Origin of the sequence: Brevibacterium sp. 1718 (assembly GCF_051131255.1) — a bacterium.
GTDB classification, from domain to species: Bacteria; Actinomycetota; Actinomycetes; order Actinomycetales; family Brevibacteriaceae; genus Brevibacterium; species Brevibacterium sediminis.
This window is the reverse complement of record NZ_CP186550.1, coordinates 712,629-736,871: the sequence shown is the minus strand read 5'-3', so window position 1 is coordinate 736,871 and position 24,243 is coordinate 712,629. Positions and strand designations below refer to the sequence as shown.

The following is a 24,243-nucleotide window of genomic DNA, read 5'->3' as shown; positions in this document are numbered from 1 at the left end:
CTGTGTGTTCATCTCATATCTTTCTGAAATCGCTGGGCAGGTCCTTATCAGCCATCAGGAGTTCTGGCTGACATCATCGGTGTCCGGGTGGTTGTCGGTGTAGACCCGTTGGCGCATGCGCTGTCCGTGAGTCAGTCGTTTCACATCTAAGTCGGAGTCGAAGCTTGCGCCGATACCGCCGGCGACGACGCCCATCGCTGCGCTGAGCCAGGCGATGTCGAGATAGTTGGCGACCGTCGCCTTCTGCTGGATCTGGGTCGTCATGAATTCGGGGTCGATGACAATGAGACCGCCCAGCAGAATGAGGCCGACCAGTCCCGCGTAGAGCGCGAGCACGGTGATCAGCAGGGTCAGGGCGGTCGAGAGGTTGTAGTACATCACCACTGTCGCCAGGTTGTCTCTGCGCGGTTCGTCCCAGAGTTTGTGGTTGATGATCAGCCAGGTGACCATGACCAGGATGGCGGCCGCGCCGATTGACAGCAGCCGCGTGGTGGACAGATAGGTCGACATCTGCCAGATGGAACTGTAGAAGATGCCGAAAGCTCCTGTGGCCGATGCCGCGGCGAGGGCGCCTGAAAGCTTCGGGACAGTGCGCCACGGGTCGTTGGCCATCGTCATTCCCAGCACCAGACGTGGGCCTCCTGTGATGGTGTGGGCATGCAGCGACTGGTGCTGGGCGTCTTCGTTGTCGGACCAGTCGGACCAGCGGAGCAGAAACCGACGGGTCGTATCTTCGGGATCCCACGGCACCAATTTGTTGACCGAGCTCATCAGGACTTTGATGATGCGGCGCTTGGTCGACCATGCGCCCAGAGTGGGACAGGACACGATCGCGAGATTGCTGTCGGAATGCACCTCGGCGATCAGCGGGTCGCCCTGGGTATGGCGCGGGATCTCGGTGAGTATCAGGACGATGTTGACGTCCGGGTAGTCGGCCCGAAGGTCTTCGACAGCGCTGAGGTCGAGTTCGCTCTCCGGTGTCAATCGGATGGTGTCAGTCGCCGTGTGCAAGGTCGTCGTGACCCCATACGCGTCTTGCAGAAGCCTTTCGAGACGTTGATGGATAGCAGCCGCCCGGCGGCTGGGCAGGCCCGGGTCGGCCACGAGGAGGACCTGGAGGGCCTCTGAAGAGGTGTCGAGCATATTGATCCTTCTCAGCTGGGTGAGCTGTTTGAGGTTGCAGCTAATTAGTTGGTGAGAGGCGGATGCGTTCGATGAGTTCGTCGAGAGCATCGTCGAACTGCCGTTGGCGATGATCTTCGCTGAGCAGGTCACTCAGCGCGTTCACGGTGGGATACTCCGATAAGTCGGAGTCGTCACCCGCCCTCTCGTGATCGTCTCCGCCGATGACGTCGAGATTCGTGGAATGGACTTGCAGGAGCAGATCTCCGATGAGGAAGCTGGTGAACGATTTGTAAGCGCCGACCGCGGCCGCATCAGAGAACTCGAATCCCTGCAGAGTGGAGAGGAACTCTTCGACCCATCGCAGACTGCGCAGTGGAGGGCGCAGCCACGGGGCTTGGGACGGCTGCGTGGCGATCAGGGGAAAGATCCCGGGATGATCGCGCGCCAGTTCCTTCGTCGTATTGGCCACCCTCTGGAGATAGTCCTCCCACGATGACGGTGTCTGCCTCATCAGCCGGTTGTCGAACAGACTGTCGATGAGTGCTTCGACCATCGCTTCGAGAAGATCTTCGCGTCCGGAGACATGCCGATACAAGGCCATGGCTTCGACCCCCAGGGACTGCCCGAGACGTCGCATGGTCAGCGCATCGAGTCCGTGTGCGTCGACGAAGGTGATCGCCGCTCGCACGATGTCGTTTCTGGTCAGACGATTCTGGGCCATGGGATCCTCCCTGCCCGAGTTGACAAACGTTGAACCTGCTCGCTCACCTCAGATGTCACACAGCCCAAGACCTCCTTTCACTCCTGAGGCGTGATTAGCGCGTAAACACTTTTACGCTATGCCGTCCAGGCTACATCGGGTCCGCGGCGACGAGAACCCCCTGCAAAATTCGCCGTAGGCTCTTCGCACAGACCCACAGTGTCTGTTAGCGTGATTACGTCGTAAACATGAAAGGAGTCGACATGAAACCCGCAGTCAAAGAATTCCAGGACGATACCGCACTGATGGATGAAGTGAAACGCCAGGCGGCGGCGGGCATCTCCAAGGATGACCTCTTCGTCATCTCCCATGATGATGACCGCACCGACCGCGTCGCAGGCAGCGTGAACGCCAACGAACCCGACGATCTCAGCAATCTCGTGGGCACCCGTTACGACAAGAAGGGCGACGAGCTGCGTGCGATCTTCGAGGAGTTCGGCTTCACGTCGATCGAGTCCGACGACCTCGAAGAGAAGCTCGACCACGGCAAGATCCTGCTCCTGATCAACAGCTGAGGCACAGGCAGCCGGACACTTCTCACACAGAATCTCCCAACGCATCGGATCCCGCCTGCTCGCGCGAGATCCGTCGTGCACGCGAAAGGAAGAAAGATGAACGACAGCTCCCCCGAAGCCGACAAGCTCAAGGGCTCCGCAAAATCTGCCGCAGGCAAAGCCAGCGGTGACAAAGGACTGGAGGCCGAAGGCAAGACCGACAAGATCCAGGCCGAGGGCAGACAAGCCGCGGAAGAGATCAAAGACACGGCTCGTGGAACCGCCGAATCTCTGGGGAACGGTCCGAAGCACTGACACTGCCCGGCGGAAGGGCGAGGACCAAGTGCTCGCCCTTCCGCTGCTCCGGCAGGAGCAGAACTCACCGAGTCTCAGCGGCAGACGTGCCAGAAGAGCGAGAAGAACATGGCAGAGACCAACCCTGAACATTCGTTCATCGTCTTGGCGAACCGCTTACCCGTCGACCGCTGCGAAGACACGTGGCAGGCGGCGCCCGGAGGCCTCGTCTCCGCACTTGCGCCGATGGTCAGAGCCGAACGTGGGGCGTGGCTCGGCTGGGCTGGATGCTTCGACGAAACGATCGTGCCATTCGAATTCGACCAGATGTCACTCGTTCCTGTCCCATTGACTGAGGCAGAACATCGCGCCTATTACGAGGGGTTCTCCAATGGCGTGCTGTGGCCGCTCTACCACGACCTCATCGTCACCCCTCAGTACCATCGCACTTGGTGGCGCGCATACGAGGCGATCAATTCCCGGTTCGCGCAGGCGGCCGTCCGATCGGCCGCCTCTGGAGCCACCATCTGGGTCCACGACTATCATCTGCAACTGGTCCCGCACATGATCAGGCAGCTCCGACCCGACGTGCGAATCGGCTTCTTCAATCACATTCCGTTTCCCCCCGTCGAGCTGTTCGGGCAGCTGCCCTGGCGCAGAGAAGTCGTCGAAGGTCTGCTCGGGGCCGACGTCATCGGATTCCAGCGCAACTCGGACGCGGAGAACTTCCGGTCGGCAGCGCGGAAATTTGCAGTCGATGTCGATGCCCCGTCTCCCTTGATCGATGCTTTTCCCATCTCGGTCGATACCGCTGCAATCCGCGAGGCCGCAGACTCTGCGACCGTCGTTCGGTCGGCGGCCCGGATCCGCCACGATCTCGGCGATCCGGACGTTCTGATGTTGGGCATCGATCGTCTCGACTACACCAAAGGCATCCCCCACCGCCTCCGGGCGTTCGATGAACTCCTCGCCGACGACCTGCTCTCACCGAAGACGACGAACTTCCTGCAGGTGGCTGTGCCCTCTCGCGAAGGAATCGCAGCGTACCAGGACCTCCGCGACGAAGTGGAGCGACTGGTGGGACGGATCAATGGTCGTTTCGCGACGATGGGTCGCGGCATCGTCCAATACTCACACCATTCGTATTCGTTCGAGGACACTGTGGCCCTGTACCTCGCTGCCGATGTCCTCGTGGTATCGTCCCTCCGCGACGGGATGAATCTCGTTGCCAAGGAATTCGTCACCGCCCGTAGAAATCGAGGCGGAGCGCTTGTGCTCTCGGAGTTCGCAGGCGCAGTCGACGAACTCGCCGAAGCCATCGTCGTCAATCCGCATGACATCTCAGAGCTGAAGAACGGGATGCACCAGGCCGCAAGCCTGGACACCGCCCAGGCACGAGAGCGCATTGCAGCGATGGCGGTAACGGTCGAGGACCATGATGTACATCGCTGGGCCCAAAGGTTCCTCGCAGCTTTGCAAACAGCCGCGCCGCTCGGTCCCGCAACGGAAAAGTCAGCGACTGACCATCATGACCGAGCCGCGCAGAAGGTTACATCTTTTGATTGACGACGCAATCGACTCGATCGGCGGCGTCCCACGCACGATCTCATCCCGCGGCGCCCACCTCATATCCGAATACTTCACTGAGAGCGACATGAATTCCTATATCCTGCTCAACAACCGCGAGGCATCGAAATACGACCTCTACCTTCCGGGCCGACTCGTGGCGGCCCTTCACTACAATCTTGTCCCCGCCGAAAACACGATGATGTTCGTCTACTGCGAAGCGATTGAGAAGACAGAGGCGAACAGACACTGCCGGGAGCTGATGCGACAAGCGACTGAGCACGCCAGGAACCGCCGTCTCGAACTCACCATCCCCTGCCCCATCGCGCGCAGAGCCCTGCAAGAGGCTTTGGCAGAGGTCATGAGCACCGATGATCTCGTCCCCGACGAACGGTGAAACGCACGCCATGAGCAATGCCGAAGAATACGAAGACCGCGCCGCCCGTATCGCTTCTGAGTTGGGTGAACTGTGCGATACTCACCAGATAGTCGTGAGTGTTGCCGAGTCACTGACAGGCGGCAAGATCGCCAGCCAGCTGGCCGCTGTGCCGGGTTCTGGCGATTGGTTCGCGGGTGCTGTCGTCGCCTATTTCAGCGATGTCAAACATCGACTGCTGAAAGTCCCCCGGGGGCCAGTCATCTCGCAGACGGCTGCCGAGAGTATGGCAAGATCTGCGTGCACCCTTCTGGGCTCCGATGCCGCCGTAGCCGCCTCCGGAGCCGGGGGCCCTTCGGGCCAGGAGGGGAACGAGCCAGGCACGACTTGGCTTGCTGTCGCTGGCGGCTCGGAAGTGTACTCCGAACGACATATCTTCTCCGGCGAACCAATCGAGATCCTCGCTCAGACTCAGGAACGGGCGCTGGCACTATTGCGGGACGTCCTGCGCGAAGCGATCTGACTCAACAGGGGTGTGGCGGCGCGGTTTGAAGCAACAGGGGAATCGTCCTCTTCACCCGGGTATCAAGGAACCGCAGACGGTGACGACTGCTTCGACTTTCAGGCCAGCCCAGAGGCGATGTAGTCGTCGAGCTTCCCCGCCTCCCGGGCCGCTGCGACAGCCAGTGCCTCGTTGGGGTCTTCGAGATGGATCACCAACGCCGCGTCATCGATTGCTCGACCGGCGCAGATCGTCTCGCCATCGTTCTCACCCGCGCCGGTGATCCAGACTTTCAGATCCTGCTTCTCCAGCGCATCCCAGACATCCGCTGCTTGCTGCTCGTAAGCGGGAGAGAAACGCTCAAAGACCTTTTCGACCTCGTCACCTGTCTGAGCCGGTGCCCGCCCAGGTCGGGGAAAGTCGGGTCGCGTCGTTATCTCTTCTGTGCTCATGGTCACAATCTAGCAGTCCAGCGGTCCCGCGACTGCCCCTCACATCCGACCAGTTAGATAAGAGCAGCCAGGCGACGCGAGGCTCGATGCTCCCAATACTGACGGGGTCCAAGAAAGGAGTCACAGTCGAGGCCCGCCGTCGAGGTACTCAACCAGCTCGTATGTCACCGGGCGCACCGTAGAGTGCGCCCGGTGAACAATCTCAATCGTCCTCAGACCGTGGATGATTGGTCTGTTCGGGCATACCTGGCAATCTCATAGGCTTCCGGTCGGTAGACCACTGCGTGAGGACGACTCGTCGTCAGATAGTCACGAGCCCAGGACGCCACCGCGGCGGCACGTTGCTGCCAGCCTGAGAGGAGAAATGCGTGGACTGCCAGCCAGCCAAGGAACGCCGGCATCCCCTGCACTTGATATCGGCGCGGAGTCAGCTCGGCCACTGACTGCCCTCGACCGATCATTGCCATATACCCCATATCGACGAATTTGAATTCGCGGCGGGGCCGTCCAGTCAGGTCGGCGCGAATGTTCTCTGCCGCCCATCGGCCCGACTGTTTGGCCACCGAGCCGAGCTGCGGCAGCTTCCGATCCTTGGCATCGACGATATTGGCGGCATCGCCTAAGACATAGACTCCCTGGCACTCCGGTGCCGTGAGGTCTGTGGCCACATCGACCCGTCCGCCACGACCGGTCGTGAGTCCGGCGGCCTCCAGTAGGTGCGAGGCTTTCAACCCGGCGGCCCAGACGACGATCTCCGCATCGATCTTCGTCCCATCAGCAAGGGAGATATCTGTATCGGAGACTTCCGAGACCGCACTGCCCAAATGCACCTTGACGCCGAGTTTCTCCAACCGGTCTCTGGTGTACTGCTGCGATGCCTGCGAGAAGGGCGGAAGCACAGTGTCGACCATGTCTACAAGGTGAACCGCGCACGACGAAGCGAAACTGTGCGAATAGTACTTGCCGACTACGTCCCTGATGTTTTCGGCGATGGCCCCGGCAGTTTCCACGCCATTGGGACCCGCGCCAACGACGGCAACCGTGAACTTTCTGTTGGTGGCGTGTTCTTGGTTCGCGGATGCTCGCTCCACAGCTCCGAGCAGTGCTGACGACAATCGGGCGGCGTCGTCGACCGAATACAGGGGGTAGGCGTGTTCTTCCGCTCCGGGAGTATCGAAGAAGTTCGGCTCCGCGCCTGAGGAGATCACTAATATCTCCGCCCGGTAGCGCACACCGTCTGCGGTGGTGACCGTTCTCTTCGCTGCATCGATCGCAGCTACTTGAGCAGTTCGAATCGTGACATGCTTCTGCTCCCTGTGGAGGATGGAGCGCAGCGGGCGAGCCACCGTTGACAGGGCGATCTGGGCGGTTGCCACTTGGTACAACAGGGGCTGGAACTGGTGATAGTTGTTCTGATCGAGCAAGAGCACGTCTACTCCGGCCCGCCCGAGGCGCTTGGCTGCTTCGAGGCCAGCGAAGCCAGCGCCGACGATCACGACTTCGCAGGTTCGCGCCACAGGTTCCTCGCCTGTAGCCCGCTGATCGGTAGAAGTTTCGTTCATGCTGTCTGTCCTCCTAAGACATGCTGTCGAGCAACCGTGTAGCTGCCGCAATCGCTCAGCTAGTGCTCTCTCGGCCAACAGCCCGAGACTGAAACCGCGGGAGATCATTGGGTGGGCTCTTGGCTTCAGTCTGTCAGCGATGACGTGAACGCGATAGCCCCGTCTACTCGACCGAGACCTCAGCTGTGAATCTCCGCGAGCACTGAAACGAACCTCTACCGTTACCGGACCTTGAATTGGAACACACGGTTTGAGGTCAGCCTGCAGCACTGAAGCTCTACTCAGTTCCGTATGCAACCCGGTCGGTCTTGAAAGGGCCAGTCACTGCGACAGGGGCCGTGAAGTTGTTCTCCCCTACACAGACGATAAAGAATCGTCAGTTGCGACGAGGAGATCCCGCGCAGCCTCATACGTTCCCCACCCGAGTTCCCTGGTCAGAAACGCTGTCGCTACCCGTTCTTGCAAACTGCGCTGGTCCCTTCGTGCCGCCACTCAAGTCGAGGTCCGATCGCCACCAGCAATTCGTCTTCTTGGACCAGATGACTTTGCAGACCCACTGGAACATGCGGTGTTTCGATGAACCCCAGCTGAAGATGCCCCCAGTGAGACCTGCTCCGGAAGAAGCATTCGCTGCTGCACAATCGCTCCGTTTCGGGACACTCCCGGGTTCTGCTGGAGTCCCCGATCCGCGGCATTCCCGTTGGCGAGATCTGCATCAGCCGTCTCGGACATCTCCGCTGCCGTCCACGGTCGTCGGCACGCCCGCTATGACCTGAGCTGGCGTTCTCGGTCTCAAAGCCCACAGCATTCCGATGATTCGATTTTCCACGGTGGCGCGACGCGTATGCTGGTGTCGAACCGAGAAGAGGAGAATCGTGGATGCCGACGTTGTAGTCGTGGGAGCAGGTCTGGCAGGCCTGCAGTGTGCCAGACGGTTGCAGCGCAACGGCTTGACTGTCCAGATCTGCGAATCGAGTGGTGGTGTCGGCGGTCGCGTGCGCACCGATCGAATCGACGGCTTCCTCTGTGACCGCGGGTTTCAGCTGCTCAATCCTACGTACCCCGCAGTGCGCGCCTTCATCGACGTCGCCTCACTGGACCTGCAGACCTTCGGCGCAGGAGTCATAGTCCGCAAGGGACAGCGTCTGACCACACTGCGCGCATCCTTGAGTCGGCCTGGCAGCGAGTCATCGGAGTTGAGCTCTGGACTGATCAGACCGAAGGAGATCCGCGGACTTCTGAGGTGGCTCGGTCCGACTCTGCTGCGGCCATCCTCAGCCTCGCGGGCGACGCGGGACTCGACTCTGGCAGACTCCTTGGACGCTGCGGGGGTCACGGGAGCATTGCGCCGAGACGTCATCGACACGTTCCTGGCCGGTGTGCTGGCCGACAGTTCTGGCGCAAGCTCGGCGAACTATGCCCGCCTGCTGATGAGATCGTTCGTGCGCGCGATCCCCGGTCTGCCCAGTGACGGCATGGCGGCTCTGCCCGAGCAGATGGCGGCTTCTCTCGGAGCGCCCGTACGCGTGAACACCGCCGTGCGAGACCTTCGCGACACCGACAATGGTGTGGAAGTCGACACCGACCGGGGACGGATACGGGCGCGTGTCGCTGTCACCGCAGTCGGTGCTGAGGATCTCGAGGAGCTGACCGGCGAGAAGACTCCTCCTACACGAGGACTGACGACCTGGTGGTTCCAAGCTCCGGAACCTCCTCTCGAGGATCCGCTGTTGGTGCTGGATGCCTCGGCTCCCCAGGGAGGCCCAGATGGGCCCGTCTGGCACACTGCAGTCGTCTCAAATGCAGCACCGAGCTACGCGCCTGCGGGATCGGCGCTCATTGAGGCAACGACGCTGCTCGATCGGCCCGACGGTCTGGCCGACGAACGGGAGATCCGGCAGCATCTCGAACGCATCTACGCCACGTCGACGCGCAGGTGGCAGGTTCTGATCAATCATCGGCTTCCGCACGCACTGCCGGCCTCGGCTCCCCCGCTGATCGACCGATCGGTGCAGCGGATCTCCGAGAGAATATTCGTCTGCGGCGACCACCGTGACACCGGCTCGATCCAAGGCGCTTTGGTCTCCGGTGATCGAGCCGGGCAGGGAATCGCCGGAATACTCTCAACTGCCTCCCGCCGTTCCGACAACTAACCTCGTGCGAAACGATGATCGCAACCTGCGGAACTCCCCCATCTGTGTCGGAGGAGTCCGGGTATGCCCCCGGGCCTAGCGTCATGACCACCCCCACTCGACGGGCTGTTGCGGCCCTCCTGACCGGTCTCTTCACTGCGGCCGCCTCCCTGGGCTGTGCCGCCGCAGACACTTCAAGTCCGGATTCCCTGCTCGTGGCCGTGTACCGCGGTGAGGCCGCGTGCGACGGGTGCCCCGAGACGGTCGCACAACGGCTGAGAGCCTCGTTCAACGACGCCGAGGTGGTCTTCATCGGTCGCGGTGAACGTCTGCCGCTGCAGGCCGATTCCCTTGCAGACGTGGACCTCTACGTCCAACCCGGTGGCGGGGATGATATCGACGCTGCCGCCGAAGCGCTGCCCCCGCGATTCGTCGGGGGCCTTGAACAGTATGTTGCTGACGGCGGTCGTTACCTCGGTCTGTGTATGGGCGCCTACCTGGCGGGGCCGGTCGCCTTCGGCCTCGTCGAATCGGACCTCGACGGTGAGGTCGGCCGTCCCGAATTCCCAGTCACCGACAGCAGAGAGACCGTGGTCGACGTCGCATGGAGGGGTGATCATCGCCAGACATTCTTCCAAGAGGGCGCAGTCCTTCCTCCACCCGAGGATCGCGCCGACGTGTTCGCGCGCTATGGCAACGGCGACATCGCCGCAGCACGCTACGACCACGGCGACGGTATGGCAGGTCTGGTCGGCCCGCACCCCGAGGCCGACCAGACCTGGCTGGACAAGGCGGGAATTGCCGATCCGGACGGAGACGATTGGAATTACGCCGTCCCCTTCGTCGCAGCACTATTGGATTGACTTCGATACGAGAGCGAAAATCGAGTGTGCGGCGCGTGATCTCTGAATCGGACGGTCGGCGGTCGACGTCAGCGCCGCCATCGCCTCACCAGCCCGCGCCGAGGTGGCACACACCCGACCGCCCGTGTAAGACTACGTAGGCGATTGCTCATTCAATGATCGCTCGATCAGCGAATGAGCACACCGACTACGACAGCCTCCCCCTACAGGAGCGCGGAGGAACCGAAGGAGCTGCCCCCATGACAGAAAATCCTGGGATCATAGGTCATTGGGACATCGATCCCTCACATTCTCGACTGGGATTCTCCACACGCCACGCCATGGTCTCGCGTGTGCGCGGAGCGTTCAATGATGTGTCCGGATCGGCCGACATCGCCGACGATCTTGCCGACTCGACCGCCGAGGTCATCATCCAGACCGCGAGCATCGACACCCGCAGCGAGGGTCGCGACGAGCACCTGCGTTCGGCAGACTTCTTCGATGTGGAGACCTACCCGGAGATCCGTTTCGTGTCCTCCGCCATCGATGAGGTCGACGAAGACTCCTACATCGTCACTGGTGAACTGACGATCCGCGACATGACGAAGACCGTCTCCGTTCCGCTCGAGCTCATCGGCATCGAGACCGACCCCTTCGGCAACCTGCGCGCCGGCCTCGAGGGCTCGCGTCGCATCGACCGCAAGGATTGGGGCGTGACCTGGAATACGAAGCTCGATTCCGGTGGCGTGCTCGTCAGCGACAAGATCACGCTCGAGTTCGAGCTCTCCCTGATCAAGAACCTCGCCGAGGCGGCCCCCGCCGATTCGTCCGAGACCACCACAGAGGCACCGAAGCCCGTTACCGAGGCGACCCCGGTTCCCCGGGCCGACACGTCGGCCCCGCAGGCTACCGCACCGGCTCCCGAGGCTCCGGAATCGGTGACCCCGACACCGGCAGTCGAAGAAACGGCCCCTCCCACGCCGAAGGCCCCGGAGGGGGCAGCATCTGTGGCCCCGAACGCCGAACCTGCCGCCGAAGAGTTCTCTCCCCCGCGACCGGTCAAGCCCGCCGAAATTCCCACTGACAAGCCGGCAGAGAAGGCGCCAGAGGCTAAGCAGTCGGATGCTCAGTCGTCCGGCGGTGGCCTCGGCAAGCTCTTCGGCCTCCGCTGACCGCCGGCGAAGATGCGGTTAGCAGTGAACACCACTCGCTCTGACCGCTTCGGACGAGGCCTCCCAACGTTTCGCCGGAGACTACGTGGACCCGGGGCACACCGTCGTGAGATGGCCGCTCCGGGCCTCGCCATGTCGGACTGTGGTCAGCATGGCGAGGGTTTCACCGCGCGGATAGAGTCTCCTCATGACATTCCGCAGAAACCCTTCGGTTATTGATGCCATCGCCGATGCCTACTTCGACGAACTGTGCGTCCGCTCCCCGTCGATCTCTCTGTTCCTAGGAACCGAGAACCCTCACGGCTTCGACGACTATTCCCCTGAGGGATTAGAAGCCGCCAACGACCTGCACACTCGCACCCTGGCCAAGGTCGATGCTGCGGAGACCGACGGTCTTGCGACGAACAGCCTCGATGACACCGACCTCGTCACCATCGACGCCATGCGCGAGCGACTGGGCACCGCCACGGACCTTTATGAGGCGGGCCTGAAGCACACTGTCCTCAATGTCATCGAATCGCCCGTGCAGCAGATGCGGGACATCTTCGACCTGTTGCCCACCGACTCCGCGGCAGGATGGGAGACGATCTCAAAGACCATGGCGGCGCTGCCGAACTCGGTCGAGGGATACCGGCAATCACTTCGATATGCACGGGACCAGCTCGACCGGGTGCCCGCGCGCCTTCAGATTGAGCGGGTCGCCGATCAGGCAGATGCGCTCGGTCAGTCAGACAGCCGTTTCACCACGATTGCCAACGAGGCCAGCAGCTCCACCGGCGAAACCCTCGCCCGCGAACTGTCCGTCCACGCCGAAACCGCCAGAGAGGCCTTCAGCGGCCTCGCCCGCTTCCTCCGCACCGAACTGGCCGGCTCCGCTCCGGAGAACGAAGCCTGCGGCCGAGAAGACTATGCACTGCTCTCACGTGAGTTCCTCGGCGCCGAGGTCAATCTGGAAGAGACGTACGATTGGGCCCTCGAAGAACTGGCCGCCATCGATGCCGAACAGAAGCAGACCGCGGTCCGCATCGACCCGAACGTCGAACTCTTCGAGCTCATGGCCCGACTCGACAGCGACCCCCAGCGCGCTCTCCATGGCACGCAGGCTCTGCAGGAGTGGATGCAACGTGTGGCGGACGAAGCGATCACCGAACTCGCCAAGAGCCATTTCGACATCCCGGAACCGCTGCGGACTATCGAGTGCATGATCGCGCCCTCGGGCACCGGAGCGGTCTACTATTCTCAGCCCAGCGAAGACTTCAGCCGTCCGGGCCGGATGTGGTGGTCGGTGCCCGATGGTGTCACCGAATTTGCCACGTGGCAGGAGAAGACCACGGTTTACCACGAAGGCGTTCCGGGCCATCATCTGCAGATGGGGCAGGCGTCCTATCTCGCCGATTCGCTGAACAAGTGGCGGCGGCACGTCTGCTGGGTCTCCGGCCACGGTGAGGGCTGGGCCCTCTACGCCGAACGGCTCATGGCCGAACTCGGATTCCTCGACGAACCCGGCGACTATCTGGGCATGCTCGACTCCCAGCGGCTGCGCACCTCACGGGTGGTCGTCGACATCGGCTTCCACCTCGGCCTCAAAGCCCCGGCCCACCTCGGCGGTGGTGTCTGGGACCGCGCAAAGGCGTGGGAATTCCTCACACAGAACGTTGCCATGGACCGGACCTTCCTTGCCTTCGAGCTCGACCGATACCTCGGTTGGCCCGGGCAGGCTCCGAGTTACAAGATCGGTCAGCGATTGTGGGAGGACATCAGAGACGAATCCCGCGCTGCTGCGGGCACGGGGTTCGACCTCAGAGATTTCCACAGTCGCGCACTGAACCTCGGGTCGATCGGACTCGATCCGCTGCGCAGGGCGCTGCTGCGCTGAGTCCGGTCCACTTCCGGGAGGGGGTGTGTCTCACCAGCGCCCCCTCCCGGCAGGCCTTGCGACCTTATTTGGTCTCCCACTCCCAGAAGTTCCAGAACATCGACGGGTCAAGCGTCGTCGTCGATACATTCGAGACTTTGTCCCCATGGATCGTCAGAGACGGGTGCTGGAAGAGTGGCAGCCCGAATGCATCATCGACGAGTTGCTTCTCGACTTCTTCAGCCAAGGAAGCCTGCTTGTCCGGGTCGATGGTCACCAGCATCTGGTCGAGCGTCTTCGTCAGATCTTTGTTGTCGTACCCGCTGTAGTTGTTCAGCGCGCCCTTGCGGTAGTACGAGTCCGACTCCGTCACCGCCGTCGTGGAAAGCGCCCACCCGAACAGCGAGGCATCGTAGGTTCCATCGCCGAGGCGGGTCCCCCAGTTGACGTCACCGGCGTCTTCGACCTTGAAACCGGCCTTCTCTGCTGATTCCTTGATCAGCGCGAACAGTTGGGATCGTCTGGCATTCGTGTTGTCGTAGAGGAATCGGACACTCGGTGCCTCGGCACCGGCTTCGTTCAGCAGCTTCTTCGCTCCATCGATGTCGACCTCGTCGTATTCCGAGATGCCGGACTCGGCTACGATATCGTCGTACAGCGGCGAGCCAGGAGCCTGGTTGAACGAATCCCGGACCTCTGCCTCCTTGTTGAGAGGCTTGATGAGCCGGTCGATGATCTCCTGGCGTGGCAGTGTTTTGAGAAATGCCTGACGGACCTTAAGTGCAGCGTTTTCGTCCCCACCGTAGCTGGCCGGGTCGAAGGGGCCGTTGTTGTCGAATGTGAGGTCGACGTGTTCGAACGTGGCGTCCTCGCCCGGCAGGATCGACACATCGTCGAGCTTCTCTGCAGCTGAGAGGACATCGGCCGTCGACTGCGGCTGGGTCAGGTCGACCTCGCCGTTCTCGATCGCCTGGACCATGGCCATCGGGTCGCCGTTGTAGCGGATTGTCACAGCGTCGATCTTGGGTTCGACCGGTCCGGTGTAGTCCTCGTCGCGAGACAGTGTGAGGTACTGCCCCTCTTCGAAGTCGGTGATCTCATAGGGCCCGTTGTGGACGAGAAGGTCTTTGTTCTCCGGCATCGAGGTGAAATCGAAACCGGTGTTCCAGAAGTTCGAGATCTTCGACAGGGCAGTCTTGTCGCCGGTTTCGATCGCCTCGAGGATCGCGTCCTTGCCCTCCTGCGGGACTGTGGTGCCCAGAGCATTCTTGGCCACGATGTGTGCAGGCACTCCCGAACCGTAGGCTCCGAGACCGAATTCGGTCTCCCAGTCGGCGAAAGGCTCCGAGTACGTGAACGTCACTGCTTTGCCGTCCTCGCTGATCTCGGGGAAGTCCTCGATCAGTGGAGCGCCAACGGCCGAGGAGTCGAAGAAGACCGTGCCGTCGGGATTGTCCTGCAGGGTGCCGTCATCGTCTCGGTTGTCATCGACGGTGTTGAAGTGCTGTGACCGTGCCGCCCAGGTCAGAGCGAGGTCTGCGGCGTCGACCGGAGTTCCGTCCGACCAGTTCGCATCCTCGCCGAATGTGTACTTGACCTTCAGCGGATCGTCGGAGACCTTCTCCACTTCACCGAGCGCGCCATCGTGGAGTTCGAGGTCGTCGTCGTAGTACTTGAAATTGTCATTGCTCATATAGGCGACGATGGTGTTGGCCACAGCGTTGCCGTCCATCGTCATGTCATTCATCGACCGGAACGCTTCGTTCCATCCGATGTTGAGCACCGACCCCTTACCGCCCGATGAGTCGCCGCCACCAGGCGGCGTACATCCGGTCATGACGATCGCCGTAGCAGCGGCGAGGCTTCCGGCGATGAAATGCTTCTTCACATTGTCCTCTGTTTCCTAGTGATCTTCTGTGGGTGGAGCAGATCTGCTGTGCCGCAGTGTCTGCGGCCGTCCTCACACGGCGTTGGTGCTCTGCAGCCGTTTCACTCCGGCCGGAGCGCTGACTCGCAGGAGGAGCGCGAACGCCTGGTCGACGAGGATGGCGAGCACGGCCACCCAGATGGCGCCGGCAACGACTCCCTCCATCCCGTAGGCGACCTGGTTGAGGATGACATCGCCCAGACCACCGCTGCCGGCGATCGTAGCGATGGTCGCCGAGCTCACCGTCAACACTGCGGATGTACGGATGCCCGCGATGATCATCGGCAGCCCCAAGGGCAGTTCGACCTTGAGGAGCACCTGTCCGGGTGACATGCCCATGCCGCGAGCGGCGCGAGTGAGGTCGCGGTCGATCGAGTCGACGGCCCGGAAGGCGTAGCTGAGGATCGGCGGAAAAGCGAGCAAGAATAGAGCGATCATCGCGTTGAGCATGCCGATGCCCACGAACCCGATGAGGATCGCGATGAGCGCGAGGCTGGGCAGCGCACGACCGATGTTTGTCACACTCACAGCGAGGAACTCGCCGCGGTGGGCATGGCCGAGCCAGACGCCAATGGGCACGCCGAGGACGATGGCCGCAAGCAGCGGGATGAGACTGATGACCAGATGGTCACCGGTCTTGGCCAGCAGCAATTCGACGTTGTCGATCATGAAGGGGAATGCCCCGAAGACGACGTCCATCAGCTCCTCGCTTTCGTCCATGGGGTGAGCCCTCTGCCCAGCAGCACGAGCAGACCATCGAGCGCGAATGCCAGCAGCACGGCAAGGGCTCCGGCTCCGACGAACTGCGTATTGAATGGTGACGACACTGCTTTGATGATCGGCGATCCCAGACCGTCATCGACGACGAAGGCAGCGATCGTGGCGATGCTCACCGTGAGTACGGTGGCGATGCGCACCCCGGAGATGATCGACGGCAGTGCCAGGGGCAACTCGACCTTGAACAGCACTTGGTTGCGGTTAAGCCCCATGCCGGTCGCGGCCCTGCGCACGTCATCGGGGACTCCGGAGAGTCCGACGAGGACTGCCTGGAAGATGATGACGAGGGTGAAGCACACGAGCGCGATCTCGACTGTCAGCAGGCTCAGCCCTGTGAAGGGCACGAGCAGCTGGAACAGGGCCAGCGGCGGCAGGGTGTAAAGGAAGGTCGCGGCCATGCCGATCGGCCCGGCCAGCCACTTTTTCCGGTAGGCCAACAATCCGGCGCAGAAGGCGATGACGAACCCGATCGATACGGCGATGGCGACCATGGCGATATGGCTGACCAGCGGGGGCCAGAATACCGTCGACCATTGGCTTAAGAACCAATCGGTGCAGAAGGCTCCGTTGTTGATCACACAGTCCGAGGCCTGCCCATAGTCGGGGATGACGGGATCGCCGGCGGGGGCGAAATCGCTCATACTCTCACGCCTCCCCGGTCCTCTCCGGGCGCCGGCGGTGCGATGAGATCGTGCAGGCTCACCTCGCCGAGGCGGCTGCCGTCGGAATGGACGATGGCTCCATCTGCACGCGCAGCGGAGACGACTGACAGCGCTTCGCGCAGAGTCATCGTGGCCTCGACGTCGGGCCAACCGGTCGTGCTCGGACGGGCGCCATCCGCCGTTGCATCCTCGATGCCTGTCGTGTCAGCAGTGACGATTTCGCCGACGGTCGTCAGCGCCAGCCGTTTGAGGCCGCGCTCGGCACCGAGAAATTCGGCGACGAAGTCATCGGCCGGGTCGGACAGCACGTTCGCGGGGGTGTCGAACTGGGCGAGTTTGCCGCCGGGTTTGAGGATGGCGATCCGGTCGGCCATCTTGATCGCCTCGTCGATGTCGTGGGTGACGAACATCGTCGTCTTGCCCACCGCACGGTGGATGGCGAGGAATTCGTCTTGGACGGCGACCCGGGTGATCGGGTCGAGTGCACCGAAGGGTTCGTCCATGAGCATGACCGGCGGGTCGGCGGCGAGCGCGCGGGCGATGCCCACACGTTGCTGCTGCCCGCCGGAGAGCTGAGCCGGATACCTCGGCAGCCATGTCTCGACCGGGCTGAGTCCGACCAGTTCGAGCAGTTCGGCCGTGCGGGTGCGGATTCGTGCCTTGTCCCAGCCGAGGATGGCGGGGACGGTGGCGATGTTGTCGGCGACCGTGTAATGCGGGAACAGGCCGGACTGTTGAATCGCGTAACCGATGGTTCGGCGCAGTTCGATGGCTGACTGGGCGGTGATCGAACGATCACCGATGCGGATGTCGCCGCTGGTGAGGTCGACGAGGCGGTTGACCAGCTGCAGAGCGGTGGTCTTGCCGCCGCCGGAGGGACCGACGAGGCAGACGAGTTCGCCGGCTTCGACCTCGAGGTCGAGGGCGTCGAGGGCGGGCACGGCCGCACCGGGGTAGGTCTTCGTGGCTCGGTCGAAGGTGATCGACGTGCCGGTGGAGTGCTGGGTCATTTCACATCAATCCGTTCTCGTCGAGGAATATCTCCGCCACATTCGCCGGGTCGAGCCGGTTGATGGCGGAGGCCTCGTTCATCGCCTGGATCACGTCCAAGGTGAGCAGTGACTGCAGTTGGTCGAGGAACTCCGACGCGTCGTCATCGAGTTCAGCGAAGGCATCATCCCGGATGAGGGGGACGACGTTCTGGAAGCCGAAGAGCAACTTGTCGTCGTCGAGGACGACGAGGTCGCTGCGCAGCAGCTGCGGGTCGGTGGTGAAGACATCGGCGGCATCGATCTCACCGCGTTCGATGGCTTGGTAGTTCAGTCCGATGCTCAGGGTCTTGAGCTTCATGTTCTTCAGACCGTAAGTGTCGACGATTCCTTCGTACCCTTGTGCGCCGGTGACGTTGTCGGGATAGGTCGAATAGGTGAAGTCTCCAATTCCTCTGAGGTCCGACATGGTCTGCAGATTGTGTCTGTCGGCGAAATCCTTGCGCACGGCGACGGCGTTCTTGTTCTCAAAGGGGGTAGCGCGCAACATCGTGACATGGTTGTCCTCGGCCCAGGTCTGGGCGAGGTCGAAGGTCTCCTGTGCGGAGTCCATGAGTTTGTCCTCGCCCATGAAAGTCACCAGCATGACGCCGGTGTATTCCGGGTAGAGGTCGATCTGGCCCGATAGCAGGGCCGTGTTGATGATGTCGCTGGAGCCGACGTTCGTCTTGAGATCGACGGTGTAGCCGAGGTTCCGCAGCCCTTGGGCGTAGAGTTCGCCGGTGATCCAGCTTTCGGCGAAGCCTTTGGAGCCGACGGTGATCGGCCTCTTGCCCTTCTTCTTCGGGCCTGTCAGATCGCTCTGCTGGCTGCTCGTGCAGCCGCTGAGCGGCGCTCCGGCTGCGCCGAGCGCTCCCAGGCCCAGCAGTCCTCTGCCGAGTCCAGTGAGCGCTTGGCGTCTGTTGAGATGTCCTTGTCCGAGTACGGCCATCCCGCCTCAGTTCAGATGGCGAGGAATGCTCGCCGAAGTGGCTCGAGAGTGGAACGGCTTTCCGTCAAGATAGGCGACGAGCTCGTTGGTGACGAGGAAGTTCTCGTCGTCACCGCGCATCGTCGATCGAGTTCGCAGTTCGACGTCCCAACCCGAGTCGGCAGAAGCGGTCGCGGCGGCCCGCGCGTGATTCGCTCCGACTTCCAGAGCAGGGCGTCGGTAGATGATCGTCCTATCACACGTCGCCACAGGAGACAGTGGGTCGTTCTCACTGCGTGAGTAGGAGTCGCGTTCATTGGTGTAGTAGAAGAGTCCGTCGCTGAGGTCGGTCTGCCAATCCTCGGTCACAGTCGTCACCGTGGCGCTGCGCTCAACGAGGTCGCAGCTGAGCTCACGTGTCATCGGTGCGCCGTCGGACTCGATAACCGACACCGGAGGAGTCGGCGCAGTGCCCAGCTGTGCGGTCACCTCGGCGGAGACGCGGGCGTCGCCTTCCTCAGAGGCCACAGTGCGGATGGGCAGTGTCAGCTCGGGAGCTGAGTCGACGGTGATGAGTGTGGTTTCCGGCGAGGGCCAGAGGTTGGGCCAGAAACTCGCGGAGATGCTCAAGCGCAACCGATGCCCGGGAGCGAACCGGTGCGCCGTGGCCAGCAGCGGGAATTCGACGTCGACGGGAGTGCCCGGCGTAAGTGCCTCGGGGTGTTCATGGCTCGAATGATGGGTGAGGTTGAACAGTCCGATCGTGACGAGCCGGGAGCTGCCGTCAGGTGCGACATCGCATAGTCGTGCTGCGATGGCTCCACGGTCGCGGTCGGAGGTGAGCGTTGCCCCCACGGTGGGTGTGCCGACGATCTCCAGCCCGTTCTCGAGCTCCCAGTCGCAGGTGAATGATCGTGCATCGTCGGCGGCTTGGTCTCCAGCCATTCCGGCGGCTTCGCCGAACTGCAGCCAACTTCCTCCTTGGTAGCCCAGCAGCGCAGTGGAATCGAGCGGGGACCGGTCGGCGATGTGTGCTTCGGCGACGGGGAGCACTGTGTCCTCGATTTGCGGACTCGGCCAGGTCGCCTCGGCGATCCATCGACCCGGACGGTGTTCACGGTCCGAGTAGATGGGGGTGCTCTCCGGAACGTAGGCGCGCAACTGCGGCTGTTCGTCAACACCGTTGTCGATCCCGCTCATCCACTTGTCCCACCACCGGACTGCTTCAGATATGAAGTCGATGCCGGGGCCGGGAGCAGCCTGGTGGGGATAGTTGTGAGCCCAGGGGCCGAGCAGCGCATGGACCGTCGGGGAATCGGGGTCGGTGCTCCTGCGACGATTCGCGTTGTCCATGAGGCGGAAGAGGGTGGTCCGGTATTCGTCGAGCAATCCGCCGACTGCCAGCACCGGAACCTCGATGGTGTCCGGTGTCTCGCACACCGAAGCGTGTTTCCAGTAGTCATCACGCCGCTGGTGTCCGAGCCAATCCTCGATGTTCACCGGGGCTTCGTCGATGCGTCTCTTCCAATCGTCTTTCCACCCTTCGCCCATGATCGCGGGGTCCTGCGGGCGGGCGTTATAGGCCCACATCGTCGAGGCCCAGGAAAGCATCTGGTCACCGACGATGGTTCCGCCGTTGTAGTGGACGTCGTCGGCATAGCGGTCATCGGTGGAGCAGATGGTGATGACGGCGGCGAGTTCCGGTGGCTGAAGTGCGGCAAGCTGCAGACCGTTGAATCCGCCCCACGACTTGCCGATGACACCGACTTTGCCGTTGCACCAGTCCTGCGCCGCGATCCACTTAAGTACCTGCAGTCCGTCGTCGAGTTCTGTCGCCGAGTACTCATCGGTCATGACACCGGTCGAATCACCACAGCCGCGCAGATCGACACGGACGCTGGCGTAACCGGCGCGGGCGAACTCGGGGTGGATCGTGTCATCGCGACCGGCGGTCATGTCGTTCTTGCGGTAGGGAATGTACTCAAGAACAGCGGGAACAGCATCATCACCGAGATCTTCGGGCAACCAAACTCGAGCCGCGAGTTCGACCCCATCACTCAGCGCGATGCGTGTGTGTTTGATGATTCGAACCGGTCGAGGATCTTCGCGGTAACGATCGGCCGGGGCGAGCAATTCGGTTTGGGTGTCTTCGGGAAGTGCAGAGTTCTCAGTATTCGATGACATGGCATGCCAGTCTACGGACGCTCCTGCACCGCTGTTCAATACGCCCGAAGGCTGAGATGTGGCTGACAATTTTCTCGTCGACCAGCGTGTTGAATGCCCGCGATGCGGCGCCGGTGCCGATGTGGATAGTGTCAGACCCGCTAGCGAGATCGGTACATGGGCGTTTCCCACCCGCGGCTATTATTGGCACCATTACCGTGTGACCTGACAGAGGAAGTGGGACTGCCATGGCCAAGCTGACGAAGATGGTCTCTGCCATCGGTTCTCTCAAGGACCTCAACGCCGCCCGTGCCGAGTTCGATGACGCGTCGAAGACCATCCCCGCCGAGGCGGCTTTCCCACCCGAAGACATCCGCCCAGCGGCGGACGATTCCCGCACCCTGATGCTTCGGATCGCGAATCCCGGAAACCCCACCGAGGCGGCCGAACAGTCATCGAGCCAAGGTGACACGTTCGCGGTCATCCACGTTCCCGCCGGCAATGACTTCGCCGCAGCTCTCGTTCTCAACCCCTCCACTCAGATCGAGGCCGGTCAGACCTTCGCGACCATTGCAGACGAGGGCGGATGGCCGGTCGTCGTCGCCATGGTTGAGGAGTTCCTCGGCATCCGCATCGATCACATCGCACAGCTGGAAGCAGACGCGCTCGGGCGGGTCATCGACGAGCTCGATGGTCTGCAGGTGTACAGCCGCACCGCGTTCAGCGCGGACAGGACCGACTTCGTCGAGGGGACGAACAACCTCGACGGAGCGACATCATCGATCTTCACTGCTGCTGACCCGGTCGATGATGCCGGCCAGACGCGAACCCGTAACCAGCGTGCGGTCGTGCGGGCTCTCGTTCAGGGACTGAAGTCAGGCGGCTTGGTCAAGGATCCGAACAAGGGTGCGGCCGTGCTCGGACATTTCGCTTCGGGGATTCAGCACAATGCGGAGCTGACTACGGGTGAGCTCGTCAAGATCGCCAATGGCCTCCGCACCTTGCAGACGGACGACATCGCAGTGGTAACCGTGCCCACGAAGTCGCGCCGCGAGGACGACGGCACAGTCATCATCGACTTCGACCCCGAGGCGGTGCCGGCTCTCGAAAACGCATTGACCAGCAACGACTTCGCTGACTTCTTCCGGTACCTCGTCTCGTTGGGATATTAAGAGAGTACGTCGATCTATCCGCGCAGGGACTCCCCTGGTATGGTCGCCGCACTAGTCGTCGCATAACCCAGGTCGAGAGATCCTCGTCGCTCCCAGTAATCAGTTGCGGAATCCAGGATTGTGATGAAGCACCGAGAGGCTCTGGACCACGACTCGGTAGTCACTGTCCGCAGAGAGCGGACGCCCAGACTGACTTGGTCGCCTGACCGAAGCCCGTACACGGCCCAGTAGGTGGTGTCCGAGTCGAATCCGATCTTGTGAGCAACAAGAGTCTGCCCATTCACCTCGACCTCAAAGCGAATATAGTCAGTGCCTCTTGAGTTGACGTAGTTGCTTCGTTGGCTGAAAGTGAGGACGCTGAAGTCCTCGTCCGACCATGTCATTTCTCGTCTGGCGAATGCTCCGACACCGAGCTCTTCTGCTGGAATCCTGATTTCGCCCCGCGGGCAGTCGACTGTGTGGTTGTTAGATTCCATCGACAGTGGCCCGGCCGACAGGGGATGGTCCTGGTTGTCGCCTGCTCGTCCGATCCAGGGTGGAGCCGCGGCTGCTTGTGACTTGGCTTCGGTGAGCGACTTACGGAGAACAGTGTTCTGCTTGTAGAGGTTGTTCCTGTTGTTGATTCCAGGAAAATTCAGCTCGGGCCAGTTGCGGTCGATGAGCTCGGTGAACATGATCCCGGACCGTCGTTCGTCTTCAGATCCCGCGAGCCCGAGTTCGACGATGGCCCGCATGTTCATCGGCGAGATCGAGTCAAATGCAGGGTCGGTCTCGTTGTAAATCTCGGCCAGCCACCGCCCCATCCGAATCTCCCAATAGAACATGTCTGAGGCCACGAAGTCGTGCAGCGCGTTCGGGTAGCCGAACTGTTTCAGTGTGCTGTCGAGCTTCGCTTCGTAGTCCTTGATGTCTGAGTCGTCGAGGTTGACGCTCTTCAGTCGTGAGGACATGAGGCCTTTGACAAGATCGATCGGGTCCCTCTGCTTGGTGGAGCCGTAGTAGGACCGGATCGTCTCTTGAGTGTTGCCTCTGAAATGCAGCCCGGTGCTAGTTCCGAAATTCTCGACATAGCGAGCGACCAGCCAACGCCCGTGTTCGACAAGAGAGTTCTTGTCCGCAATGGCCTTGTCTTCTTCGGTGAATTTCGTACCCTGTCCATGCACGATCGGTACGTGATTGACCTGCGCAAGAGCGAGTACCTCGCGGGAGAGGTCTCGGTCCAACTGCATGGCCTGTGCCCAGTTGCCGGTTCCGTTGTTCGTGAAGTAGGTGAATGCATCGACTTTGTCCTTGTAATCACGCAGTGCGGCTAGAGCGACTCTGGAGTCGAGTCCTCCAGACAGCGAGACGAAGAATCGGTCGGTGGTTTGAGCGAATGCACTCATCTGTCCCAGCCACAGACGATTGATCTCCGAGGCGCGTTCTTCGAAGGTCAGCCCGGTGAACCGATTGCGCTCGCGAGGGAAGTAGCGATAGGTGCGTCTCGACTCGAGCTCAAGCACATGGTTTGGAAGCAGAGCACGAATCGTCGGATACGGCGTTTCATCCCAGGCGAACGATAGAGGCAGCGCCGCCCACGAATGAGCCACTTTCAGTTCGTCAGAATGGCGAGGTTCCGCTCCGACAAGTGAAGCGAGCAGATGCGCGTGCGAAGAGAACGCCGGACGATCCGTGTCGTAGTACATCGTGCGCGTGCCATGCGCATCGTGGAATACACGGTACAGACCGTCGACCTCAACGATGACTGCGAACCGCCCTCCCAAGTAGTCCAGAGCGTCGAGGAAACGCTCCTGACTCTTAGCCAGTGCCGCGTGGAGCGCTTCGGCAATTACCTGAAGATCAGCAGTTGACTCAGCATCCCGAGCGACAGGAGGGACGAATGCCGCTGTACCAACAACCAGCAACGATGTTGATTCCGACCTGGCGATGGCCGGCGTACGCTCGCCGTCGAACCAAATTGAAAGTTCACCAAAACTCAGGTGCTGAAACCGATCTGGTGGACCTTCCCAACCAGAAGTCTCGAGCGATTGATGGTGAGCAATAAACCCTCGTGGGTACAAAGTGGACACTGATGGCATACCAGGATTGTAGATTCCTTATCGGCCACCAGGACTAAAACGACTATTGTTCAAAAACATTTTAGACCCCGTTGGCTTGAAAAGCACAGGGTGCGTCACAGCGAAACCTCGGGCCAACCACTGCTTTGAATGGATACGACTCTCCAAGAGCAACACTGCCGATAAACGCCGAGTTCGTAGCTACGCATAAAGGCCCGTCAGAAGCTCACACACAGACAGTTCCTCTAGCCGACTCCCACTCCTGACTGTCGACAGGGCCAAGGAGCCAAAACCAACGACAGATAACACGAATTACGCGCACCTATAGAAAGCAGAAGCGCAATCTCAACGATCGCCGAGCAGAACAGGCTGCGATACAGCATGTTGGAACAAC

At 61.5% G+C, this 24,243-nt stretch carries 21 protein-coding genes; 10 read left to right on the top strand and 11 right to left on the bottom strand.

Translation table 11 applies throughout. From position 1 onward, the window contains the following. Positions 1 to 54: 54 nt before the first annotated feature. Together ACOZ9V_RS03145 and ACOZ9V_RS03140 are read right to left on the bottom strand one after the other, a co-directional pair. On the bottom strand, positions 55 to 1,233 hold the full coding sequence (locus tag ACOZ9V_RS03145; RefSeq protein WP_434593534.1) for a hypothetical protein: 1,179 nt from the start codon (positions 1,231 to 1,233) through the stop codon (positions 55 to 57). Beyond that, positions 1,184 to 1,846, bottom strand: a complete 663-nt coding sequence (locus ACOZ9V_RS03140; RefSeq protein WP_420097348.1) for a TetR/AcrR family transcriptional regulator — start codon at positions 1,844 to 1,846, stop codon at positions 1,184 to 1,186. The genes ACOZ9V_RS03145 and ACOZ9V_RS03140 overlap by 50 nt, the downstream gene beginning before the upstream one ends. A 242-nt stretch (positions 1,847 to 2,088) precedes the next feature. Between ACOZ9V_RS03140 and ACOZ9V_RS03135 the strand changes: the two genes are divergently transcribed. The 5 genes from ACOZ9V_RS03135 (at position 2,089) to ACOZ9V_RS03115 (ending at position 5,138) form a co-directional block, all read left to right on the top strand. Continuing rightward, a complete protein-coding gene (locus ACOZ9V_RS03135; RefSeq protein ID WP_434593531.1) occupies positions 2,089 to 2,400 on the top strand; it encodes a general stress protein in 312 nt (103 codons plus the stop codon). Between the two features lie 96 nt (positions 2,401 to 2,496). Then, positions 2,497 to 2,694 carry a CsbD family protein gene (locus ACOZ9V_RS03130; RefSeq protein WP_434593528.1) on the top strand — a complete coding sequence of 66 codons (198 nt, stop codon included), beginning with the start codon at positions 2,497 to 2,499 and terminating at the stop codon, positions 2,692 to 2,694. A gap of 108 nt (positions 2,695 to 2,802) precedes the next feature. After that, positions 2,803 to 4,239, top strand: coding sequence for an alpha,alpha-trehalose-phosphate synthase (UDP-forming) (locus ACOZ9V_RS03125; protein ID WP_434593525.1), 1,437 nt, complete (start codon positions 2,803 to 2,805; stop codon positions 4,237 to 4,239). Beyond that, the gene (locus ACOZ9V_RS03120) at positions 4,202 to 4,636 is read left to right on the top strand and encodes a hypothetical protein (RefSeq protein WP_434593523.1); all 435 of its coding nucleotides are present in this window, start codon (positions 4,202 to 4,204) and stop codon (positions 4,634 to 4,636) included. The genes ACOZ9V_RS03125 and ACOZ9V_RS03120 overlap by 38 nt, the downstream gene beginning before the upstream one ends. Before the next feature lie 10 nt (positions 4,637 to 4,646). Continuing rightward, entirely contained in the window at positions 4,647 to 5,138 is a 492-nt protein-coding gene (locus ACOZ9V_RS03115; protein WP_434593520.1) for a CinA family protein, read from the top strand. A gap of 98 nt (positions 5,139 to 5,236) precedes the next feature. Here ACOZ9V_RS03115 and ACOZ9V_RS03110 read toward each other — a convergent pair whose 3' ends face one another. Next, a complete protein-coding gene (locus tag ACOZ9V_RS03110) occupies positions 5,237 to 5,569 on the bottom strand; it encodes a hypothetical protein (RefSeq protein WP_434593517.1) in 333 nt (110 codons plus the stop codon). A gap of 212 nt (positions 5,570 to 5,781) precedes the next feature. Then, positions 5,782 to 7,131, bottom strand: coding sequence for an NAD(P)/FAD-dependent oxidoreductase (locus ACOZ9V_RS03105; protein ID WP_434595334.1), 1,350 nt, complete (start codon positions 7,129 to 7,131; stop codon positions 5,782 to 5,784). 830 nt (positions 7,132 to 7,961) lie between these two features. On the opposite strand from ACOZ9V_RS03105, the gene ACOZ9V_RS03100 reads away from it, so the two are divergent. The 4 genes from ACOZ9V_RS03100 to ACOZ9V_RS03085 all read left to right on the top strand — a co-directional run bounded on the left by ACOZ9V_RS03100 (position 7,962) and on the right by ACOZ9V_RS03085 (position 13,153). Further along, the gene (locus ACOZ9V_RS03100; protein WP_434593514.1) at positions 7,962 to 9,284 is read left to right on the top strand and encodes an NAD(P)/FAD-dependent oxidoreductase; all 1,323 of its coding nucleotides are present in this window, start codon (positions 7,962 to 7,964) and stop codon (positions 9,282 to 9,284) included. Between the two features lie 83 nt (positions 9,285 to 9,367). Further along, a complete protein-coding gene (locus ACOZ9V_RS03095; protein WP_434593511.1) occupies positions 9,368 to 10,126 on the top strand; it encodes a BPL-N domain-containing protein in 759 nt (252 codons plus the stop codon). A 239-nt stretch (positions 10,127 to 10,365) separates the two neighbouring features. After that, complete coding sequence (locus ACOZ9V_RS03090) at positions 10,366 to 11,277, top strand: YceI family protein (RefSeq protein WP_181272368.1); 912 nt, start codon at positions 10,366 to 10,368, stop codon at positions 11,275 to 11,277. Positions 11,278 to 11,464: 187 nt separating this feature from the next. Continuing rightward, a complete protein-coding gene (locus tag ACOZ9V_RS03085) occupies positions 11,465 to 13,153 on the top strand; it encodes a DUF885 domain-containing protein (protein WP_434593508.1) in 1,689 nt (562 codons plus the stop codon). Positions 13,154 to 13,217: 64 nt separating this feature from the next. Here ACOZ9V_RS03085 and ACOZ9V_RS03080 read toward each other — a convergent pair whose 3' ends face one another. From ACOZ9V_RS03080 to ACOZ9V_RS03055, 6 genes are all read right to left on the bottom strand, one after another. Continuing rightward, a complete protein-coding gene (locus ACOZ9V_RS03080; RefSeq protein WP_434593505.1) occupies positions 13,218 to 15,020 on the bottom strand; it encodes an ABC transporter family substrate-binding protein in 1,803 nt (600 codons plus the stop codon). Between the two features lie 72 nt (positions 15,021 to 15,092). Next, a complete protein-coding gene (locus ACOZ9V_RS03075) occupies positions 15,093 to 15,779 on the bottom strand; it encodes an ABC transporter permease (RefSeq protein ID WP_434593502.1) in 687 nt (228 codons plus the stop codon). Beyond that, the gene (locus ACOZ9V_RS03070) at positions 15,758 to 16,477 is read right to left on the bottom strand and encodes an ABC transporter permease (RefSeq protein ID WP_434593499.1); all 720 of its coding nucleotides are present in this window, start codon (positions 16,475 to 16,477) and stop codon (positions 15,758 to 15,760) included. The genes ACOZ9V_RS03075 and ACOZ9V_RS03070 overlap by 22 nt, the downstream gene beginning before the upstream one ends. Continuing rightward, positions 16,474 to 17,508 (bottom strand): ABC transporter ATP-binding protein, encoded by a 1,035-nt coding sequence (locus ACOZ9V_RS03065; RefSeq protein WP_434593496.1) that lies wholly within the window; start codon positions 17,506 to 17,508, stop codon positions 16,474 to 16,476. The genes ACOZ9V_RS03070 and ACOZ9V_RS03065 overlap by 4 nt, the downstream gene beginning before the upstream one ends. 1 nt (position 17,509) lies before the next feature. Next, complete coding sequence (locus ACOZ9V_RS03060) at positions 17,510 to 18,478, bottom strand: glycine betaine ABC transporter substrate-binding protein (RefSeq protein ID WP_434593493.1); 969 nt, start codon at positions 18,476 to 18,478, stop codon at positions 17,510 to 17,512. Between the two features lie 6 nt (positions 18,479 to 18,484). After that, on the bottom strand, positions 18,485 to 20,641 hold the full coding sequence (locus ACOZ9V_RS03055) for a CocE/NonD family hydrolase (protein WP_434593490.1): 2,157 nt from the start codon (positions 20,639 to 20,641) through the stop codon (positions 18,485 to 18,487). Between the two features lie 227 nt (positions 20,642 to 20,868). Here ACOZ9V_RS03055 and ACOZ9V_RS03050 point away from each other — a divergent pair, with 227 nt between their 5' ends. Continuing rightward, positions 20,869 to 21,792, top strand: a complete 924-nt coding sequence (locus tag ACOZ9V_RS03050; RefSeq protein ID WP_434593487.1) for an LCP family protein — start codon at positions 20,869 to 20,871, stop codon at positions 21,790 to 21,792. Between the two features lie 14 nt (positions 21,793 to 21,806). Here ACOZ9V_RS03050 and ACOZ9V_RS03045 read toward each other — a convergent pair whose 3' ends face one another. Further along, positions 21,807 to 23,870 (bottom strand): hypothetical protein, encoded by a 2,064-nt coding sequence (locus ACOZ9V_RS03045; RefSeq protein WP_434593484.1) that lies wholly within the window; start codon positions 23,868 to 23,870, stop codon positions 21,807 to 21,809. Between the last annotated feature and the right edge of the window lie 373 nt (positions 23,871 to 24,243).

Excerpts from the sequence above, each read along its gene's own strand:
- ACOZ9V_RS03135 (WP_434593531.1), top strand. The coding sequence starts at position 2,089 with ATGAAACCCGCAGTCAAAGAATTCCAGGACGATACCGCACTGATGGAT.
- ACOZ9V_RS03105 (WP_434595334.1), bottom strand. The coding sequence starts at position 7,131 with ATGAACGAAACTTCTACCGATCAGCGGGCTACAGGCGAGGAACCTGTG.
- ACOZ9V_RS03090 (WP_181272368.1), top strand. The coding sequence starts at position 10,366 with ATGACAGAAAATCCTGGGATCATAGGTCATTGGGACATCGATCCCTCA.
- ACOZ9V_RS03055 (WP_434593490.1), bottom strand. The coding sequence starts at position 20,641 with ATGTCATCGAATACTGAGAACTCTGCACTTCCCGAAGACACCCAAACC.
- ACOZ9V_RS03120 (WP_434593523.1), top strand. The coding sequence starts at position 4,202 with ATGACCGAGCCGCGCAGAAGGTTACATCTTTTGATTGACGACGCAATC.
- ACOZ9V_RS03050 (WP_434593487.1), top strand. The coding sequence starts at position 20,869 with ATGGCCAAGCTGACGAAGATGGTCTCTGCCATCGGTTCTCTCAAGGAC.
- ACOZ9V_RS03065 (WP_434593496.1), bottom strand. The coding sequence starts at position 17,508 with ATGACCCAGCACTCCACCGGCACGTCGATCACCTTCGACCGAGCCACG.
- ACOZ9V_RS03115 (WP_434593520.1), top strand. The coding sequence starts at position 4,647 with ATGAGCAATGCCGAAGAATACGAAGACCGCGCCGCCCGTATCGCTTCT.
- ACOZ9V_RS03130 (WP_434593528.1), top strand. The coding sequence starts at position 2,497 with ATGAACGACAGCTCCCCCGAAGCCGACAAGCTCAAGGGCTCCGCAAAA.
- ACOZ9V_RS03125 (WP_434593525.1), top strand. The coding sequence starts at position 2,803 with ATGGCAGAGACCAACCCTGAACATTCGTTCATCGTCTTGGCGAACCGC.
- ACOZ9V_RS03045 (WP_434593484.1), bottom strand. The coding sequence starts at position 23,870 with ATGCCATCAGTGTCCACTTTGTACCCACGAGGGTTTATTGCTCACCAT.
- ACOZ9V_RS03070 (WP_434593499.1), bottom strand. The coding sequence starts at position 16,477 with ATGAGCGATTTCGCCCCCGCCGGCGATCCCGTCATCCCCGACTATGGG.
- ACOZ9V_RS03140 (WP_420097348.1), bottom strand. The coding sequence starts at position 1,846 with ATGGCCCAGAATCGTCTGACCAGAAACGACATCGTGCGAGCGGCGATC.
- ACOZ9V_RS03110 (WP_434593517.1), bottom strand. The coding sequence starts at position 5,569 with ATGAGCACAGAAGAGATAACGACGCGACCCGACTTTCCCCGACCTGGG.
- ACOZ9V_RS03145 (WP_434593534.1), bottom strand. The coding sequence starts at position 1,233 with ATGCTCTCGACGAACTCATCGAACGCATCCGCCTCTCACCAACTAATT.
- ACOZ9V_RS03075 (WP_434593502.1), bottom strand. The coding sequence starts at position 15,779 with ATGGACGAAAGCGAGGAGCTGATGGACGTCGTCTTCGGGGCATTCCCC.
- ACOZ9V_RS03060 (WP_434593493.1), bottom strand. The coding sequence starts at position 18,478 with ATGGCCGTACTCGGACAAGGACATCTCAACAGACGCCAAGCGCTCACT.
- ACOZ9V_RS03095 (WP_434593511.1), top strand. The coding sequence starts at position 9,368 with ATGACCACCCCCACTCGACGGGCTGTTGCGGCCCTCCTGACCGGTCTC.
- ACOZ9V_RS03085 (WP_434593508.1), top strand. The coding sequence starts at position 11,465 with ATGACATTCCGCAGAAACCCTTCGGTTATTGATGCCATCGCCGATGCC.